Genomic DNA, 18,865 nt, shown 5'->3' on the forward strand with positions numbered 1-18,865 from the left:
TGCCTAGAATATCTGGTCGCGGCTTCGGTGTCCGGCTACAGTAAGGTCTTTGTCCTTCAAGGCTTTGTGCATGACTTTTCTGCGCCCTACCCTGCTGACGCTCGCTTGCCTGCTCGCCTCACCAGGCTTTGCCGACGATCTGCCGTCACTTGGCGACGCCAGTTCTGCCATCGTCTCGCCGCAACAGGAATACCAGCTCGGCCGCGCCTGGCTGGCCATGCTGCGCAGTCAGGTTTCCCAGCTCAACGATCCACAGCTCAAGGATTACGTTGAATCCAGCGTGTACAAGCTCGTCGAGACCAGCCAGGTCTCCGACCGACGCCTGGAATTCATCCTGATCAACAGCCCGCAACTCAACGCCTTTGCAGCACCGGGCGGCGTTGTCGGGGTCAATGGCGGCCTGTTCCTCAACGCCCAGACCGAAGGCGAATACGCCTCGGTGCTCGCTCACGAATTGGCGCACTTGTCGCAACGTCACTTTGCTCGCGGAGTGGAAGCCTCACAACGCATGCAGGTGCCGATGATGGCCGCGCTGCTGGCCGGCATTGTCATTGCGGCGGCCGGTGGTGGGGATGCCGGCATCGCTACCATCGCCGGCACCCAAGCAGCGGCGTTGCAGGAACAACGGCGCTTCTCGCGGCAGAATGAACAGGAAGCCGACCGCATCGGCATTCTCAACCTGGAGAAGGCAGGTTACGACCCGCGCTCGATGCCGACCATGTTCGAACGCCTGATGCGCCAGTACCGCTTCGACGCCAAGCCGCCGGAATTCCTGCTGACTCACCCGGTTACCGAATCGCGGATCGCCGACACCCGCAACCGCGCCGAACAGGCGAAACCGGGCGGCATCGAAGACAGCATGCGCTACCAGTTGATCCGCGCGCGGGTGCAGTTGATCTACGAGGAAACCCCGGGCCTGGGTGCCAAGCGGTTCCGCGCCCTGCTCGATGAGAATCCGAAAAACGATGTCGCCCGTTACGGCCTGGCCATCGCCCAGATCAAGGGAGGCCAACTCAACGAAGCACGGGAGAACCTCAAGCAGTTGTTGACCAAATCGCCGAACGAGATCATCTACAACCTCGCGCAGGTCGATCTGGACATCACCAACAATCGTCTGCCCGATGCGCAGTCGCGAGTCGACCGCATGCTCACGCAATACCCGGGCAACTATCCGCTGAACCAGGTGCGCGTCGATCTGCTGCTGAAACAGAATCGCGCCGCCGATGCCGAGAAGGCGCTCGACAGTCTGCTCAAGTCACGCCCGGATGATCCGGACGTCTGGTATCAGGTTGCCGAAACCCGCGGCCTGTCGGGCAACATCATCGGCCTGCATCAGGCGCGGGCCGAATACTTTGCGCTGGTCGGCGACTATCGGCAGGCCATTCAGCAACTGGACTTCGCCAAGCGCAAGGCCGGCAGCAACTTCCCGCTGTCCTCGCGCATCGATGCCCGCCAGCGCGAGCTGATGGAGCAGGAGCGCATGGTCAAGGACATGATGGGCTGAGTCTTCCCGCAAGACATAAAGTGCAGACACAAAAAAACCGCCTATTTCGAGGCGGTTTCTTTTTACCCTGTTGCGGGCTTATTCAGCCAGTTTGAAGGTGATGAAGCTGGCACGACCCTGACGCAGTACGCGCATCGACACCGACCGGTTCTTCGGCAACGCCTTGGCGATGTCGGTGAACTCCTTCGCCGAGCCAATGGCCTGGTTGTTCAGGTGGGTGATCACGTCACCCGGCTGCAGACCGATCAGGGCCGCAGGACCGTCCTGCACTTCCTTGATTACCACACCACCTTTGAGGTCGTAGGTTTTCTTCTGCTCAGCGGTCAATTCGCCGACCGCAACACCGAGGCGGTTACTGCTGCTTTCAGCGCCGGACTTCGGCAACGCGTTCAGCTCTTTGTCTTCGTCCGGGATCGCGCCGACAGTCAACTCGACGTTCTTGCGCTTGCCTTCACGAATCACTTCCAGATTGGCCTTGGCGCCAGCCTTCAGCGCGCCGACCAGATGCGGCAGATCAGCCGACATGACGATCGGCTGACCGTTCATGCTCAGGATCACGTCGCCAACCTGCAGGCCGCCCTTGGCCGCAGGGCCGTCATCCTGGATCTGCGCAACGAGGGCGCCGGCCGGCTTGTCCAGACCGAACGACTCGGCCAGATCCTTGTTCACTTCCTGAATGACCACGCCCAGCCAGCCGCGGCTGACTTTGCCACCACTCTTGAGCTGGTTGGAAACGTCCATCGCCACGTCGATCGGGATCGCGAACGACACACCCATGAATCCGCCGGAGCGGGTGTAGATCTGCGAGTTGATGCCGACCACTTCACCGTTCAGGTTGAACAGCGGACCACCGGAGTTGCCCGGGTTGATCGGCACGTCGGTCTGAATGAATGGCACATAGTTTTCGTTCGGCAGGCTGCGACCGACGGCGCTGACAATGCCTTGGGTCACGGTGTGGTCAAAGCCGAACGGCGAACCGATCGCGACGACCCACTGGCCGGCCTTCAGGTCCTGGGATTTGCCGAGCTTGAGCACCGGCAGATCCTTGCCTTCGATTTTCAGCAATGCCACGTCGGAACGTGGATCGGTGCCGATCAGCTTGGCCTTCATCTCACTGCGGTCAGCCAGACGGACGAGGATTTCGTCGGCATCGGCGATCACGTGGTTGTTGGTGAGAATGTAGCCATCCGGCGAAATGATGAAACCCGAGCCCAGCGATTGCGCTTCACGCTGGCGCCCGTCGCCACGTGGCGAGCGCTGCTGAGGCGGCATGCCGCGCTCGAAGAATTCGCGCAACATCGGTGGCAGGCCTTCCAGATCTGGCATCTGCTGATTGACGCGGCGGTCCGGCAGTTTCTGCGTGGTACTGATGTTCACCACCGCTGGCGAAGCTTGTTCGACCAACTGGGTGAAATCAGGCAGATCGGCCGCTTGCGCAGCAGGCACCGCCTGACCGAGCAACAGCACAGTGGCGAAGATGGAAAGGTAAGACTTCAAACTAGGTATCGACATACAGCTCCCGTTACGACGAGCAGGGTTAAGCGATATGGAGCAAAGGAACACCGGAAACCACAGACCGGCATTTTTGTTCCGGGAACAACAAACAAGGCCAGAGCCGTGAGGCTCTGACCTATAAAAAATTTTCAGGGGTTTTGCAAATGAAAATGCTCAGCAAACATTTCGACGTCTCGACGACGAAGTGGAAATGACTGAAATCAGCTCACTGCTTGCTGGTCGCAGCGCCATCGTTGTTACGCATCGATAGAGCGATTCGTTCGGCAGTACCAATGGGGATTTCGCCCACCACCGTGACCATCATTTCACCTTGCGGCGTGGTCAGGCGACGCGATACCGCGACGGTCGGACCCAACTGAGTGCGGGTGTCGGTGACGGTTGCACCGTTCAACGGCTCAAGAAACACCGAGAACCGCGCCAGGCCATCGTCGTACATCAGGCTGCTGACCTGGGTCTTGGTCTGCGCATCCTTGTGCGAACTGCTGCTGGTCAGCTCGAAGCCTGGCGGCAGCCAGTCCGAACGCCAGTTCTGCACGGTCTTCGCTGCGGAAGCCTTGTCATTGCCGATATTGATCGGCTTGCAATCGGCGTCTGCCAGCAATTCTTTGTCAGAAGGGATTTCATCAGTGTCGAGACTGGTGAACTGGAAACGTTCGAGCAACTGACCTTTATCGTTCAACAGCAACGACTTGAGCGGCAGCGCGGTTTTCTTGTCCAGATGCAGTTCGAAACCGTAACGGTGCTGATCACGAGGGGTCAGCGACACGATCACCGCGTCACGGCCGGCAACGCGCGACTTGCCGATAACCGCTAGGTCATACCAGTTCTTCAGCTTTTTGGGATCCAGCGCACGGGCGGCAGCGTTGGGTGAATCACCCAATCCCGCAATCAGGGTGCCGCTGACGCATTGAGTACGGCCATCAATGCGCACGACTTCCTGAGCCGAGCCGTCGAGCTGCAACAGCCGCTCGCGGACCTGACCATTCTGGACACGATGCCAGATGTTGTGCGTGGAAAAACTGCCGTTGCGCTCGTAAACGAAAGTACCGTTGAAGCTTTGCTGCTGCTCGGCCTGGCCCAGACGGGTCAACCAGTCCTGGGCCTCATCAGCGTGGGCTGGAACAACGAACCAGCCACTGAGCAGAAGCGAAAGTAGAGGGATGGCGCGCATGATCCTCCTTAACGGTTTTCCAGGCTTGCAGCACGTGCGTATGGCAGCGCGCTTTCAGTTCCCTTGAGTGCAGCCTGCTGAGCGTGCTGACGCAGATAGCCTGGCAGACGCTGATCATGCCAGCCTGGCTGACCTTGCAGAACGCCATTGGCCATCGGGCCAGTCGCTTCCGAGCTTTCGCTGTAACCAGCCAGAACTGCCGGACCCTTGACCTGTGGAGTGGCCAGAGTTGGCTGGTTCGACTGCTGCGCCAATTCGACGCCAGCGATTTCGTCCTGGTTGTACAGGCGAACACCGGCCAGTACGGCCACGGTCACCGAAGCGGCAACAGCGAGGCGACCCAGGTTACGCCATGGGCTGCGGGATACTTTGGCCGGAGCCGTTTCGTCTTCCAGCGCAGCAGACACTGCCGCAGCGATATCCAGACGCGGAAGCAGCAGATCCTTGTGCATGGCTGCCCGAGCGATCTGGTAACGAGCCCAGGTCTCACGGGTATCAACATCATCCAGTGCGCTGAGCACTCGACGCAATTCCAGTTCGTCCGCTTCGTTATCCATCACTGCGGACAGCGATTCCTGCAGGGCTTCACGACTCATGGCGTTCCTCTCTTGGCTGTCGCCGCTGTCTCAGTTTTCCTGCAACAACGGTTGCAGGGCTTTGTCGATGGCCTCCCGAGCGCGGAAAATCCGGGAGCGCACGGTACCCACCGGACACTGCATGACGCTCGCAATGTCCTCGTAACTCAGACCATCGAATTCACGTAAAGTTAAAGCCGTACGCAAATCCTCTGGCAGTTGCTGGATGGTCCGATGGACAGTGCCTTCGATCTCATCCCGCAGCAACGCACGTTCTGGTGATTCGAGATCCTTGAGGCCGTGATCGCCATCGTAGAACTCTGCATCCTCCGAACTTACATCGCTATCCGGCGGCCGACGGCCGCGGGAAACCAGGTAGTTCTTCGCCGTGTTAATGGCAATACGGTACAGCCACGTATAAAACGCACTGTCACCGCGGAAATTTCCAAGTGCCCGATACGCCTTGATAAAGGCTTCCTGAGCAACGTCCTGGGCTTCATGGGTGTCGTGCACAAAACGCACGATCAACCCGAGAATTTTGTGCTGATATTTCAGCACCAGCAGATCGAAAGCTCGCTTGTCGCCACGCTGAACGCGTTCGACCAGCTGCTGATCCTCTTCCTGGGTTAGCATGAACACTCCTCGATAAGCCCGGAGGAGACTTGCATTACTAAACGACCAGACTTGCAAACATAGACTCGGGCTTTTCGCAAAAGTTCTCCCCCTCCAAGCAAGTTTCCTGCGGGCTCTGATTTGGCACGCACGAAAAACGCAGCGCGGGATAAACCGGCTGCGCGAATAATCTTGTTATCGGTTTCGCCGGCAGGAATCCAAACGCAGATTCCGCACTGAAGCCGACACTGTCCGTGGTTTCTGGCACCGTCTATTGATCTTGGGCCTTTGGCAAAAGTTCCAATTATTTATAGCCGGACCCACCTGACATTGCGCAAACGTGGGCGGAAAAGTCTGTTTCAGCGCCGATACAGGTGTCTTTTCCCACACACTGGGAAAAAATCTTCCGACGAAGCACAGCGCTTTTTACCCCGCTGTAGTCTCACAATGCCATCTGGGCCCGGCTATTGTGCCGTCCAACCCCTCTATATACTAGTGGGCTGTGTGGCTGTCTTGACTCGCCGATCCAGCTGTCTTGCGCCAACCCCGATCCGGGTCGCTTTGAGCGGAATCCTGAAATGAGCCAACAGTTCCAACACGATGTTCTGGTGATTGGCAGCGGTGCTGCCGGTTTGAGTCTCGCGCTGACCTTGCCCGGTCATCTGCGCATTGCCGTATTGAGCAAGGGCGATCTCGCCAACGGCTCGACCTTTTGGGCTCAAGGTGGGGTCGCCGCCGTGCTCGACGACACTGACACTGTCGAATCCCACGTCGACGACACCCTTAATGCCGGCGGCGGTTTGTGCCACGAAGATGCCGTGCGCTTCACCGTCGAGCACAGCCGCGAAGCCATTCAATGGCTGATCGACCAGGGCGTGCCGTTTACCCGTGACGAAAAGTCCGGCACCGAGGATGGCGGTTTCGAATTTCACCTGACCCGCGAAGGCGGCCACAGCCATCGGCGGATCATCCACGCGGCCGACGCCACCGGCGCTGCGATCTTCAAGACCTTGTTGGCCCGGGCCAAAGAGCGCGCGAACATCGAATTGCTGGAACAGCGTGTCGCCGTCGATCTGATCACCGAGCGCCGTCTGGGCCTGCAAGGCGAGCGGTGTCTCGGCGCCTACGTGCTGAACCGCGCCACCGGCGAAGTCGATACTTACGGCGCACGCTTCGTGATCCTCGCCTCGGGCGGCGCCGCCAAAGTCTACCTTTATACCAGCAACCCGGACGGCGCCTGCGGTGACGGCATCGCCATGGCCTGGCGCTCCGGCTGCCGGGTGGCCAATCTGGAATTCAACCAGTTCCACCCGACCTGCCTCTATCACCCGCAAGCCAAAAGCTTCCTGATCACCGAAGCCCTGCGTGGCGAAGGTGCGCATTTGAAGCTGCCCAACGGCGAGCGCTTCATGCACCGCTTCGACAAACGCGCCGAGCTGGCGCCGCGTGACATCGTCGCGCGGGCCATCGACCATGAAATGAAGCGCCTGGGCATCGACTGCGTTTATCTCGACATCAGTCACAAGCCCGAATCGTTCGTCAAAAGCCACTTCCCGACTGTTTATGAGCGCTGCCTGGGCTTCGGCATCGACATCACCAGTCAACCGATCCCGGTGGTTCCCGCAGCGCACTACACCTGTGGCGGTGTGATGGTTGATCAGCACGGTCGCACCGACGTGCCCGGACTCTACGCCATCGGCGAAACCAGCTTCACCGGTCTGCACGGCGCCAACCGCATGGCCAGCAACTCGCTTCTGGAATGCTTCGTCTATGCCCGTTCGGCAGCGACAGACATTCTCGCGCAGCTGGATGATGTCGCGGCGCCGAGCGCCCTGCCCGTCTGGGACGCCAGCCAGGTCACCGACTCGGACGAAGACGTGATCATTGCGCACAACTGGGACGAATTGCGTCGATTCATGTGGGACTACGTCGGCATCGTGCGCACCAACAAGCGCCTGCAACGGGCACAGCATCGGGTGCGCTTGCTACTGGACGAGATCGACGAGTTCTACAGCAACTATAAAGTCAGCCGTGACCTGATCGAGCTGCGCAATCTGGCGCAGGTGGCCGAGTTGATGATCAGCTCGGCCATGGAACGCAAGGAAAGTCGCGGCCTGCATTACACCCTCGACTACCCGGACCTGCTGCCGGAAGCGCTCGACACTATTCTGGTGCCGCCCACCTACGCCGGCTGAACTTGAGCCGCACTCGCAGGCGTCGGTGCAGATCCGCCGCCTGCGAATCCCGTGGCACGCAGATCGATCTGACCCGCCATTGCCCGCGCAAGCGAAAACGCAGAACCACGATCAGCGGCAGCGCCAGGCTGTCCGGTCGTAACTGCGCGGCCTGCCAACCGCACGCCCGATTCCAGACCTGCCAGCCATCGCCGTCGCGTCGCAATCCGCAAAATGCATTCGGATGACTCAGCAGAATCTGCCGGGGCATCACCCAAAAGCCATGCAACAGACAGCCGGAAACACCGGCCAGACTGGCCCACAGCGGAATCGACAGTAGACACAACGAGCCCACGGCGAACGCCTGGGCCAACAGATACGCCGCCAGCAACTGCCGTGAGGCATGCCAGCGGCATTCGAACGTATTACTTGGGCTGAACACGATCCAGAATCATCCGGACCATGCGTTGCAGCTCAGGGTCTTCCGACTCGCTGCGCTCCATGAACCAGCCGAACATGTCCTGATCCTCACAGGTCAGCAAACGCACGTAGAGATCGCGATCCACCTGATTCAACGTTGCGTAAACCTCCTGCACGAACGGCACCAGCAACACGTCAAGCTCAAGCATCCCGCGACGGCTGTGCCAAAAGAGGCGATTCAGTTCAACTTGTTCGACCATGGAGCCCTCCTCGAATTTGCCGGGCAGTATACAGCCCCGGCGCGGGCCGCACAGTCGGCTTTGGTCGGGCACCCTTGATCCTTTATCAACTACCCATTTCAACCCTGCCCCCTTATGATGTGCCCCAGTCTATTTACCCTGCGATGACCCATGGCCGATTCTGCTTTTTTCTGCACCCTGTCTCATGAAGGCGTACTCGCGGTTCGCGGTGCGGACGCCGGAAAATTCCTGCAAGGCCAGTTGACCTGCAATATCAATTACCTGAGTGACACCCGCGCCAGCCTCGGCGCCCGCTGCACGCAGAAAGGCCGGATGCAGTCGAGCTTCCGTATCCTGCTGGAAGGTGACGGTGTGGTGATGGCGATGGCCAGCGAGCTGCTCGAGCCACAACTGGCCGACCTGAAAAAGTACGCGGTGTTCTCCAAATCGAAACTGACCGATGAAAGCGCCGCCTGGGTGCGCTTCGGCCTGGAGCATGGCAACGCAGCCTTGACCAGCCTAGGTCTGGCCCTGCCGGCGGAAACCGATAGCGTCGTGCGCCATCATAACCTGATTGCGATTCGCGTCTCGCCCGAGCGCGCCGAACTCTGGGTGCCCGCCGCCCAGGCGCAAAACATCCAGAGCCAATTGTCCTCGACGCTGTCCGAGGGCGATCTGAATCAATGGCTACTCGGCCAGATCCGCGCCGGTATCGGTCAGGTCATGCCGAGCACTCGCGAGCTGTTCATCCCGCAGATGCTCAATCTGCAGGCGGTCGGCGGCGTGAGTTTCAAGAAAGGCTGCTACACCGGCCAGGAGATCGTTGCGCGCATGCAGTACCTGGGCAAGCTCAAGCGTCGCCTGTATCGCTTGCGCCTTGACGCGGCTGAGCTGCCGGAGCCCGGCACTCAGTTGTTCGCGCCAAGCCACAACAGCTCGATCGGCGAAGTGGTGCTGGCGGCCAATGCCGAGGGAAACATTGAACTCCTGGCCGTGTTGCAGGCCGAAGCTGCCGAAGCCGGTGACTTGCATCTGGGCGCCCTCGAAGGCCCCGCACTGCACCTGCTCGACCTGCCTTACGAACTGGATCGCGACCGCGAAATCCAGCGCTGATCGCAGCATTGTTGCGACACCCTAGAGAGTCCAAATGAGCGAACTGGCGGAAAAGGTCCAACAGGATTTGGTTGCGGCCATCGATAACGATGACCTGGTTCTGCCAACGTTGCCGGAAGTGGCCCTGCAAATCCGCAAGGCCGCCGAGGATCCGGAAATCAGCGTCAGCGATCTGAGCAAAGTCATCGGCCGTGACACTGCGCTGTCGGCGCGCCTGATCAAAGTGGTCAACAGCCCGCTGCTACGCGCCGCGCAGGAAGTTACTGACCTGCACACCGCCATCACCCGCCTGGGCATCAACTACAGCAGCAACCTGGCGATCGGTCTGGTCATGGAGCAGATCTTCAACGCCCGCTCCGAAGTGGTCGAACAGAAGATGCGCGAAGTCTGGCGCAGCAGCCTGGAGATCGCCGGTGTGAGTTATGCGCTGTGTCGTCGTCACACTCAGCTCAAGCCGGATCAGGCGGCGCTCGGCGGCCTGGTGCATCAGATTGGTGTGTTGCCGATTTTGACCTACGCCGAAGACCACAACGAGTTGCTCTCGGATGCGGTCAGCCTCACCCATGTGATCGAGCAGATTCATCCATTGCTGGGCGAGAAGTTGCTGCGGGTCTGGGAGTTTCCCGAACGGCTGGTGCAATTGCCATTGCTGTACGAGGACTTTCAGCGCGACTCGGCCAAAATCGATTACGTCGATTTGGTGCAAGTAGCGAACCTGTATTGCCGCAAGGGTACCGACCATCCTTTCGCGCGGATTGATCCGCTGAGTGTTCCAGCGTTCAGAAAGCTGGGGATTGATCCGGAGAACAAACAGTTTTGCGCGGATCTGGAAGAGTCGCGGTCGATGTTTTACTGATCCGGGACCGAGGCGTACCCTCACCTGGAATGCAATCCCATGTAGGAGTGAGCCTGCTCGCGAAAAGGTCCGTGCAGACACCACGATCACCCAGCGATAAAACTCACCCGCACCTTCAACCCCGCCTGCTCACCGTCATGCAAGGTGATCTGCGCCAGATGCGCCCGGCAGATCTCGCCGACAATCGCCAGGCCCAGGCCTGATCCGGCGACCTGCTGATTACGCCGGTAAAACCGCTCGAACACGCGATCGCGCTCTTCCTGCGGAATGCCTGGCCCGTCGTCTTCTACCTCAAGCACCGCCGGTGCCGTCACCCGCAAAATCACATTGCCACCCTGCGGGGTATGCGCCAGTGCGTTATCGACCAGATTGCTCAACAGTTCGTTAAGCAAGGTCGGTTCGCCACGCAGCCACACCGGCTCATCCGCCTCCAAGGCCAGCGCTACGCCGCGCTTGTGCGCCAGAGGCGCCATGGCCATACCCAGCTCGCGCGCCAATTGGCTCAGATCGAGCAGTTGCGCGCCGCCCTCGGCGATCGCCCGCGCACCGTTTTCGACGCGGGCCAGCGACAGCAGCTGATTGGCCAGATGCGTCAGGCGATCGGTGCTTTGTGCGGATGACTCGAGGGTTGTGCGCCAGGTCTCCGGCTCGTTTGAACGCAGGCCCAATTCCAGCCGAGCTTTCAGCGCCGCCAGCGGCGTACGCAATTCGTGGGCAGCATCGGCGATGAACTGCGCTTGTCGCTCGAACTGGCCGCGCAGGCGCTCGGTGAAGTGGTTGAGCGCGCGAACCAATGGCCCGAGTTCATGCTGGACTTCGACCAGCGGCAGAGGCCGCAAGTCGTCGGGCTGGCGCTCTTCCACTGCAGTGCGCAAGCGTTCCAGCGGGCGCAATGCCGCACTGACCGCAAACCACACCAGCAACAATGCACCCACGGCCAGCATGCCCAGGCGCAGCAAGGTATCCGCCGCCAGACTGCGCGCCATGCTGACCCGCGCTTCGTCGGTTTCGGCCACGCGAATCTCCGCCATGCCGTTCATGTTCGGCTCACTCACGGCTTTGAGCAGGCTGACCACGCGTACGTTCTGGCCGTTGTACTTGGCGTTATAGAAGCGGGCGAGCGCCGGATAGCTGTCCGTGCGCGGCGTGCCGGGCGGTGGCCCGGGCAGATTCTCGTAGCCGGAAATCAGCTTCTGGTGGATGTCGTTGACCTGATAGTAAATGCGCCCGGCGCTGTCGTAGGCGAAGGTGTCCAGTGCCACGTAAGGCACGTCGGCGCTGAGGCTGCCATCGCGCTGCGACAACCCGGCCGCAATGGTCCGCGCCGAGGCCAGCAGTGTGCGGTCATACGCGGTGTCGGCGGCTTCGCGACCATTCCAGTAAGCGCTCAAGCCACTGGCGAGCATCAGCACCACCAGCAACCATCCGAGGTTCCACAGCAACCGCCAGCGCAGGCTGCTGGGCTTATGCATCGCGGCTTTCCAGCAGGTAGCCGAGGCCGCGGAAAGTCACGATGGCCACGGGCTGGCCGTCGAGCTTCTTGCGCAAGCGGTGCACGTAGATTTCGATCGCGTCGGGGCTGGCTTCTTCGTCGAGGCCGAATACCTGGGCGGCGAGCTGTTCCTTGCTCATCACTCGCCCCGGCCGCGCGATCAGCGCTTCGAGGACGGCTTGCTCGCGCGAGGTCAGAGTCAGCAGTTCTTCGCCGAGGGTGAAGCGTCGGGTGTCGAGGTCATACGCCAGCACACCACAGCGCTGCTGACGCTCGCCGCCCAGGACACTGCGGCGCAGCAAGGCTTTGACCCGCGCTTCCAGTTCCGTCAGTTCAAACGGCTTGGCCAGATAATCATCAGCACCGAGATTGAGACCATGTACGCGGTCCTTCACGTCACTGCGCGCCGTCAGCATCAGGACGGGCAGGTTCTTGCCGCGGGCACGCAGACGGGCCAGTACCTCGAAACCGTCCATGCGCGGCAGGCCGACGTCGAGGATCGCCACGGCGTATTCCTCACTGCCGAGCGCCAGGTCGGCGGCCACGCCATCGTGCAACACATCCACGGTCAGACCGGTGCTCTTGAGCGCCTGAGCCACGCTTTCGGCCAGTTGCAGATGGTCTTCGACGAGCAGGACACGCATGGATTGTTACCTCGTTCAGGGTCGGCCGACGCCGCGCTTTGCCGCGGAGTTTACAGCCGCAACCGCCGCTGTGAAGCCTGAAAACCGTGAAAGACAACTGAAAGGTTGCTGAAAGGTTAGCCGGTTAGAGTAGGTTCACGGACAGTTTCGACTGTCGCCGCTGCTGCCACACAGCGCAACGCAAAACGCCACGAAGCGTTTTCGACCAATAAGAACAATAATCGGAGTACCCCGCATGTCGTACATGCACAACCGGGCTTTCTCACAGGCCGACACCCTTCGCTGCAACCCCGCCCTCGCCGGTTTTTCCGTGACGGGCTACGCCGTTTTTCCTTCCGATATTCCAGTCAATGCGTCCGCGCAACGAACACCTGCGCCCGCTGCTGAGCAAAGTGTTGCCCTTTGGTAATTCTGCACGTCCATAACAACAACTCCCAAGGAGACTCAGATGAACTTATCACTGCGTAAAGTTGCGCTCGCCGCAGGCGCGATGCTGTTTGCCGGGCAACTGCTGGCCGAACCGAAACGGCCTGAATGCATCGCCCCCGCCTCCCCCGGCGGTGGTTTCGACCTGACCTGCAAACTGGTGCAGAGCGCACTGGTCAACCAGAAGCTGCTGAGCAAGCCGATGCGCGTGACCTACATGCCCGGCGGTGTCGGTGCGGTCGCGTACAACGCAGTAGTTGCGCAACGTCCGGCGGATGCCGGCACGCTGGTAGCCTGGTCGAGCGGTTCGCTGTTGAACCTGGCTCAGGGCAAGTTCGGTCGCTTCGATGAAACCAACGTGCGCTGGCTCGCGGCGGTCGGCACCAGCTATGGCGCCATCGCGGTGAAAAGCGATTCGCCCTACAAGACCCTCGACGATCTCGTGCAGGCCTTGAAGAAAGATCCAGGCTCGGTGGTCATCGGCTCCGGCGGCACCGTCGGCAGCCAGGACTGGATGCAAACCGCATTGATCGCCAAGGCCGCCGGGATCAATCCCCGTGAGCTGCGTTACGTGGCACTCGAAGGCGGCGGCGAAATCGCCACTGCTCTGCTCGGCGGTCACATCCAGGTCGGCAGTACCGACATCTCCGACTCCATGCCGCACATCCAGAGCGGTGACATGCGCCTGCTCGCGGTGTTCGCCGACAAGCGTCTCGACGAGCCGGAAATGAAAGACATCCCGACCGCCCGCGAGCAAGGCTACGACATCGTCTGGCCGGTGGTGCGCGGCTTCTACCTCGGGCCGAAAGTCAGCGACGAAGACTACGCCTGGTGGAAAGACGCGTTCGACAAACTGCTGGCCTCCGACGAGTTCGCCACACTGCGCGATCAGCGTGAACTGTTCCCGTTCGCCATGACTGGCGCGGAACTGGACACCTATGTGAAGAAGCAGGTAGCCGACTACAAAGTGCTGGCCAAAGAGTTCGGCCTGATCCAGTGATCGTCTCTGTCTAGTGGCCGCGCTCCCCGCTTCGGGGGCGCGGCACAGGAGTTCTCATGCTTATTCAACGCATTTTCGCCTCGGTGTTGCTGCTGGTTTGCGCCGGTCTGGCACTGATGGCGTGGCCGTACCAGGCGGCTTTTTCCTACGAACCGGTCGGCCCGCGCGCCTTCCCGCTGCTGATGCTTGGCCTGATGGGCCTGGCGCTGCTGTACATGGTGTTCCGGCCGGCGCCGATCAAACACAGTGAAGACGAGCCGCCGCTGGACCGCGAAACCCTGACCAAGATTGCAATCTGCGTCGCACTGTTGCTGGTGTTCGCCGGCCTGTTCGAACCGCTGGGTTTCATCCTCAGCAGCATCGTGATCGGCATTCCGATGGCACGCCTGTACGGCGGGCGCTGGGTGCCGAGCATCGTCGTCACCACGCTGATGGCCATTGGTCTGTACCTGTTGTTCGATCGGGTGATGGAAGTCCCGCTGCCCCTTGGCCTGCTCGACGTGCTGGAGAACTGATATGGATACCCTCGGTTATTTGGGTCAAGGCTTCGGCGTCGCGCTGAGCCCGTACAACCTGGTCACGGCGCTGACCGGCACCTTGATCGGCACCGTCGTCGGCCTGCTGCCGGGCCTCGGCCCGATCAACGGCGTGGCGCTGCTGATCCCGATTGCGTTCGCACTCGGTTTGCCGCCGGAGTCGGCGTTGATCCTGCTCGCGGCGGTGTATCTGGGCTGCGAATACGGCGGCCGGATCAGCTCGATCCTGCTGAACATTCCCGGCGAAGCATCCACCGTCATGACCACCCTCGACGGCTACCCGATGGCCCGCCAAGGCATGGCCGGTGTGGCGTTGTCGCTGTCGGCGTGGAGTTCGTTCATCGGCGCGTTCATCGCCACGTGCGGGATGGTGTTGTTTGCGCCGCTGCTGGCGAAGTGGGCGATTGCTTTCGGACCGGCGGAATACTTCGTGTTGATGGTGTTTGCGATCGTCTGTCTCGGCGGCATGGCCGGTGATCGACCATTGAAGACCTTTATCGCGGCATTGATCGGCCTGTTCCTGTCCAGCGTCGGCATCGACGCGAACAGCGGCGTGTACCGTTTTACCGGCGACAACATTCACCTGACCGACGGCATTCAATTCGTGGTACTGGTGCTGGGCCTGTTCTCGATCAGCGAAATCCTCTTGCTGCTGGAAAAAACCCATCGCGGCCAGGAAGCGGTAAAAGCGACCGGGCGCATGATGTTCAACTTCAAGGAAGCGGCTTCGGTGTTCGTGGTGAACATTCGTTGCGGCCTGCTCGGTTTCATCATGGGCGTGTTGCCGGGTGCGGGCGCGACATTGGCCAGCGCCGTGGCCTACATGACCGAAAAGCGCATCGCCGGTGCGAGCGGCAAGTTCGGCCAGGGCGATGCCCGTGGCCTGGCTGCACCGGAAACGGCGATCGGTGCTTCGGCCTGCGGCGCGCTGGTGCCGATGCTGACACTGGGCGTACCGGGTTCGGGCACCACGGCGGTGATGATCGGCGCGCTGTCGCTGTACAACATCACCCCAGGCCCGCTGCTGTTCCAGCAACAACCGGATATCGTCTGGGGCCTGATCGCGTCGTTGTTCATCGCCAACATCATGCTGGTGATCCTCAACATCCCGATGATCCGCATTTTCACGCGCATCCTCGCCGTGCCGAACTGGGCACTGGTGCCGGTCATCGCGATCATCACCGGGATCGGCGTCTACGCGGTTCACGCCACCACTTTCGACCTGTTCCTGATGGTCGGCATCGGCATCTTCGGGTACATCCTGCGCAAGCTCGACTTCCCGTTGTCGCCGGTATTGCTGGGCTTCATCCTCGGCGGTCTGATGGAGCAGAACCTGCGTCGCGCGCTGTCGATTTCCAACGGTGCGCTGGAAATCCTCTGGTCGAGCCCGATCACTTTCGGTGTGTGGGTGCTGACCGCGCTGATGCTGCTGTTCCCGCTGATTCGCATCTGGCGCAAACGCGCGGTCGCTCGTCGCGCTATCGCCGATGTCTGATCGCTCGTCCCTGAAAGCCTGGTGGGGCACCCCGCTGGTCGGTCTGCTGGGTGGTTTCATCGCCAGTCAGATCGGCTGGCCACTGCCGTGGATGGTCGGCTCATTGCTGGCGATCATCCTCGTGCGCTGCCTGACCCCGTGGCAACTGGCGGAAATCCCTGGCGGGCGCAAGTGCGGCCAGTGGATCGTCGGCATCGGTATCGGCCTGCACTTCACCCCGTTGGTGATGGAGCAGGTGCTCAGTCATTTCGGTCTGATCTTCTTCGGTGCGCTGGTCACTAGCCTGTCGGCGGTGGTCGGGGTGTGGCTGATGCGCCGCACCGGCGAAGATCGCGCCACCGCATTTTTCTCGAGCATGCCCGGCGGTTCCGGAGAGATGGTCAACCTCGGCGCGCGCAACGGTGCTTTGCTCAGCCATGTCGCGGCGGGGCAAAGTCTGCGGGTACTGGTGGTGGTGTTGTGCGTGCCGGCGGCGTTCAAGTATCTGCTTGGTGACGGCACGCCGATTTCTCATGCCGGCAGCGTCGATTGGCGCTGGTTGGCGATTCTGTTTCCGGCGGGTGCCCTGCTCGCCTGGCTCTGGCAGCGTCTGCGCCAACCCAATCCATGGCTGTTCGGGCCGTTGCTGGTCAGCGCGGCGGTGAGCATCACCTGGGATTTGCACATCGGTTTGCCCAACGGCGGCAGCCAGATCGGCCAATGGCTGATCGGCAGCGGTTTGGGCTGTCACTTCAATCGGCAATTCTTCCGACGCGCGCCGTCGTTCATGGGCCGGACGTTGATCGGCACGGCGCTGACCATGTTGATCGCGTCGCTGGCGGCGTTGGGCTTGAGTGCGCTGACCCATCTGGATCTGCGTTCGCTGACCCTGGGCATGATGCCGGGGGGGATTGCCGAGATGAGCCTGACGGCAGAGACCCTGCAATTGTCGGTGCCACTGGTGACGGCGATGCAGGTGATGCGGTTGTTGTTTGTGCTGTTTCTGGCGGAGCCGTTGTTCAGGTACTGGAATCGCAATGCCGCATGAGTCTTAAGACCGAGTCGCCCCAATCGCGAGCAGGCTCACTCCTACAGGGGAATGTATTGCAAAGTAGGAGTGAGCCTGCTCGCGATGCTTTTAGAGAGGTGGTAACCGCCAGTCGATCGGCGTTTCGCCATTCTGTTCGAGGAACTTGTTGGTCCGGCTGAAATGCCCACAGCCCAAAAACCCTCGATAGGCCGACAAAGGTGATGGATGCACCGAGGTCAGCACCAGGTGCTTGGTGGCGTCGATCAGCTTCTGCTTGCTCTGCGCATGGGCGCCCCAGAGCATGAACACCAGATGCGGCTGCCGTTCGCTGACCACCTCGATGATGCGGTCGGTGAAGTGTTGCCAGCCCTTGTCCTTGTGCGCATTGGCATTGGCGCGTTCGACGGTCATGGTGGTGTTGAGCAGCAGCACGCCCTGATCGGCCCAGCTCTGCAGGTAGCCGTGGTTGGGAATGTCGATGTTGAGGTCGCGCTTCAGCTCTTTATAGATGTTGACCAATGATGGCGGCGCCGGCACGCCCGGTTGCACCGAGAAGCACAGACCGTGGGCCTGGCCCGGACCGTGATAGGGATCCTGACCGAGAATCACCACTTTCACCTTGTCCAGCGGCGTCGAGTTCAGCGCATTGAAAATCAACGGCCCAGGCGGGTAGATCTCCTTGCCGGCCGCCCGCTCCTGCTGCAGAAAGCTGCGCAACTCTGCCATGTAAGGCTGGTCGAACTCAGCACGCAGTGCCTCCTTCCAGCTCGGTTCGAGTTTGATACGGTCGTCAGCAGTCATGGTCATTTCCGGCAAAAACAATGGGGCGAACCCTAGGAAAGCCGGCCACGCTTGTCAATTGATCTGACGCAGATCCGGCACTTTCCCCCACAGCGATCATACTGATCGCTCAAATTTCCGATCGAGGTCACGATGAATCTGCACTTCGAAGAACGCACCGGCACCGACGGCGCCCGCATCGGCATCGCCAGCCTGGATGCCGAAAAGTCGCTGAACGCGCTGTCCCTGCCGATGATCAACGCCCTCAGCGACAAATTGAAAGTCTGGGCCGATGATCCGCAAATCGTCTGCGTGTTGCTGCGCGGCAACGGTGCCAAGGCCTTCTGCGCCGGCGGCGAGGTGCGCAGCCTGGTCGAAGCCTGCCGCGCTCATCCCGGCGAAGTGCCGCCACTGGCCGCGCAGTTTTTCAGCGCGGAATATCGCCTGGATTACAGCCTGCACACCTATCCCAAACCGCTGATCTGCTGGGGCCACGGCTACGTGCTGGGCGGCGGCATGGGCCTGTTGCAGGGCGCCAGCACGCGGATCGTCACGCCGAGCAGCCGTCTGGCGATGCCGGAAATCAGCATTGGCCTGTATCCGGACGTCGGCGCCAGCTGGTTTCTCGCACGGTTGCCGGGCAAGCTCGGCTTGTTCCTCGGGCTGACCGGCGCGCACATCAACGGTCGCGATGCGCTGGATCTGGATCTGGCCGACCGCTTCCTGCTCGACGAACAGCAACCGCAACTGATCGAAGGCCTGCTGCAATTGAACTGGCAGGAACAGACCGCCATGCAGCTCAACAGCCTGCTCAAGGCTCTGCAGCAGGAGGCTCTTGAGCAAATGCCCGAAGCGCAATGGCTGCCGCGTCGCCAGCAGATCGACGAATTGCTCGACGTCAGCGACGTCACCTGTGCGTGGAAAGCCATCAGCCTGCACCGTGACAGCAGCGATCCGTTGATTGCCCGCGCGGCGAAAACCATGGCCGAGGGCTCGCCGCTGACCGCGCATCTGGTCTGGCAACAGATCCTTCGCGCGCGGCATATGTCGCTGGCCGAAGTATTCCAGATGGAATACACCCTGAGCCTCAACTGCTGCCGGCACCCGGAATTCAGCGAAGGCGTGCGCGCACGTTTGATCGACAAGGATCAGAAGCCGCACTGGCACTGGCCGGATATCAATAACGTGCCGGATGCGGTGGTCGAGGCGCACTTCCATAAAGTCTGGGAGGGGCGACATCCCTTGGCAGATCTGATCCAGTATTGAGCTGACGCGTTGCTCGCGATGGCGACTGGCTTTCCATC

Annotated in this window: 18 protein-coding genes; 9 read left to right on the forward strand and 9 right to left on the reverse strand. The window is 60.9% G+C overall.

Going from position 1 to position 18,865, the window contains the following annotated elements:
- Window positions 1-70: 70 nt before the first annotated feature.
- The gene (locus DCO47_RS07650; RefSeq protein ID WP_042608135.1) at window positions 71-1,504 is read left to right on the forward strand and encodes a M48 family metalloprotease; all 1,434 of its coding nucleotides are present in this window, start codon (window positions 71-73) and stop codon (window positions 1,502-1,504) included.
- Between the two features lie 78 nt (window positions 1,505-1,582).
- Here DCO47_RS07650 and DCO47_RS07655 read toward each other — a convergent pair whose 3' ends face one another.
- From DCO47_RS07655 to rpoE, 4 genes are all read right to left on the reverse strand, one after another.
- A complete protein-coding gene (locus DCO47_RS07655; RefSeq protein WP_042608136.1) occupies window positions 1,583-3,016 on the reverse strand; it encodes a DegQ family serine endoprotease in 1,434 nt (477 codons plus the stop codon).
- Window positions 3,017-3,224: 208 nt separating this feature from the next.
- Window positions 3,225-4,190 (reverse strand): MucB/RseB C-terminal domain-containing protein, encoded by a 966-nt coding sequence (locus tag DCO47_RS07660; protein ID WP_065615194.1) that lies wholly within the window; start codon window positions 4,188-4,190, stop codon window positions 3,225-3,227.
- An 8-nt stretch (window positions 4,191-4,198) separates the two neighbouring features.
- Window positions 4,199-4,786: a sigma-E factor negative regulatory protein gene (locus DCO47_RS07665; RefSeq protein WP_008077804.1), complete on the reverse strand. Its 588-nt coding sequence runs from the start codon at window positions 4,784-4,786 to the stop codon at window positions 4,199-4,201.
- A gap of 30 nt (window positions 4,787-4,816) precedes the next feature.
- Window positions 4,817-5,398 (reverse strand): RNA polymerase sigma factor RpoE, encoded by a 582-nt coding sequence (gene rpoE, locus DCO47_RS07670; protein ID WP_003172477.1) that lies wholly within the window; start codon window positions 5,396-5,398, stop codon window positions 4,817-4,819.
- Window positions 5,399-5,955: 557 nt separating this feature from the next.
- Here rpoE and nadB point away from each other — a divergent pair.
- Window positions 5,956-7,572: an L-aspartate oxidase gene (nadB, locus tag DCO47_RS07675; RefSeq protein WP_064362580.1), complete on the forward strand. Its 1,617-nt coding sequence runs from the start codon at window positions 5,956-5,958 to the stop codon at window positions 7,570-7,572.
- On the opposite strand, the gene DCO47_RS07680 is transcribed toward nadB, so the two are convergent.
- A complete protein-coding gene (locus DCO47_RS07680) occupies window positions 7,541-7,993 on the reverse strand; it encodes a protein YgfX (protein WP_064362582.1) in 453 nt (150 codons plus the stop codon). The two genes, nadB and DCO47_RS07680, sit on opposite strands and share 32 nt — an antisense overlap.
- Window positions 7,977-8,231 carry a succinate dehydrogenase assembly factor 2 gene (locus tag DCO47_RS07685; protein ID WP_007911418.1) on the reverse strand — a complete coding sequence of 85 codons (255 nt, stop codon included), beginning with the start codon at window positions 8,229-8,231 and terminating at the stop codon, window positions 7,977-7,979. Before DCO47_RS07685 ends, DCO47_RS07680 begins: the two co-directional genes overlap by 17 nt.
- Before the next feature lie 150 nt (window positions 8,232-8,381).
- Between DCO47_RS07685 and DCO47_RS07690 the strand changes: the two genes are divergently transcribed.
- Together DCO47_RS07690 and DCO47_RS07695 are read left to right on the forward strand one after the other, a co-directional pair.
- Window positions 8,382-9,323, forward strand: a complete 942-nt coding sequence (locus DCO47_RS07690; protein WP_116657846.1) for a folate-binding protein YgfZ — start codon at window positions 8,382-8,384, stop codon at window positions 9,321-9,323.
- Window positions 9,324-9,357: 34 nt separating this feature from the next.
- Window positions 9,358-10,179 (forward strand): HDOD domain-containing protein, encoded by an 822-nt coding sequence (locus tag DCO47_RS07695; protein WP_042608142.1) that lies wholly within the window; start codon window positions 9,358-9,360, stop codon window positions 10,177-10,179.
- Between the two features lie 86 nt (window positions 10,180-10,265).
- Here the strand turns inward: DCO47_RS07695 and DCO47_RS07700 are convergent, their stop codons facing one another.
- Both DCO47_RS07700 and DCO47_RS07705 read right to left on the reverse strand, forming a co-directional pair.
- Window positions 10,266-11,651 (reverse strand): sensor histidine kinase, encoded by a 1,386-nt coding sequence (locus tag DCO47_RS07700; RefSeq protein ID WP_064362586.1) that lies wholly within the window; start codon window positions 11,649-11,651, stop codon window positions 10,266-10,268.
- On the reverse strand, window positions 11,644-12,315 hold the full coding sequence (locus DCO47_RS07705) for a response regulator (RefSeq protein WP_034153139.1): 672 nt from the start codon (window positions 12,313-12,315) through the stop codon (window positions 11,644-11,646). Before DCO47_RS07705 ends, DCO47_RS07700 begins: the two co-directional genes overlap by 8 nt.
- Window positions 12,316-12,763: 448 nt before the next feature.
- On the opposite strand from DCO47_RS07705, the gene DCO47_RS07710 reads away from it, so the two are divergent.
- The 4 genes from DCO47_RS07710 to DCO47_RS07725 are packed head-to-tail and all read left to right on the forward strand — an operon-like array spanning window position 12,764 to window position 16,799.
- Window positions 12,764-13,741 (forward strand): tripartite tricarboxylate transporter substrate binding protein, encoded by a 978-nt coding sequence (locus tag DCO47_RS07710; RefSeq protein WP_042608144.1) that lies wholly within the window; start codon window positions 12,764-12,766, stop codon window positions 13,739-13,741.
- Between the two features lie 56 nt (window positions 13,742-13,797).
- Window positions 13,798-14,256, forward strand: coding sequence for a tripartite tricarboxylate transporter TctB family protein (locus tag DCO47_RS07715; RefSeq protein ID WP_039760883.1), 459 nt, complete (start codon window positions 13,798-13,800; stop codon window positions 14,254-14,256).
- A 1-nt stretch (window position 14,257) separates the two neighbouring features.
- Window positions 14,258-15,772, forward strand: a complete 1,515-nt coding sequence (locus DCO47_RS07720; protein ID WP_042608145.1) for a tripartite tricarboxylate transporter permease — start codon at window positions 14,258-14,260, stop codon at window positions 15,770-15,772.
- Window positions 15,765-16,799: an AbrB family transcriptional regulator gene (locus DCO47_RS07725; protein ID WP_064362588.1), complete on the forward strand. Its 1,035-nt coding sequence runs from the start codon at window positions 15,765-15,767 to the stop codon at window positions 16,797-16,799. The genes DCO47_RS07720 and DCO47_RS07725 overlap by 8 nt, the downstream gene beginning before the upstream one ends.
- 90 nt (window positions 16,800-16,889) lie before the next feature.
- On the opposite strand, the gene ung is transcribed toward DCO47_RS07725, so the two are convergent.
- On the reverse strand, window positions 16,890-17,582 hold the full coding sequence (ung, locus tag DCO47_RS07730; protein ID WP_116657847.1) for a uracil-DNA glycosylase: 693 nt from the start codon (window positions 17,580-17,582) through the stop codon (window positions 16,890-16,892).
- Between the two features lie 132 nt (window positions 17,583-17,714).
- On the opposite strand from ung, the gene DCO47_RS07735 reads away from it, so the two are divergent.
- Window positions 17,715-18,827, forward strand: a complete 1,113-nt coding sequence (locus DCO47_RS07735; protein WP_116657848.1) for an enoyl-CoA hydratase/isomerase family protein — start codon at window positions 17,715-17,717, stop codon at window positions 18,825-18,827.
- Window positions 18,828-18,865: the final 38 nt, after the last annotated feature.

The organism is Pseudomonas sp. NDM, assembly GCF_003105095.1.
Taxonomy (GTDB): domain Bacteria; phylum Pseudomonadota; class Gammaproteobacteria; order Pseudomonadales; family Pseudomonadaceae; genus Aquipseudomonas; species Aquipseudomonas moraviensis_A.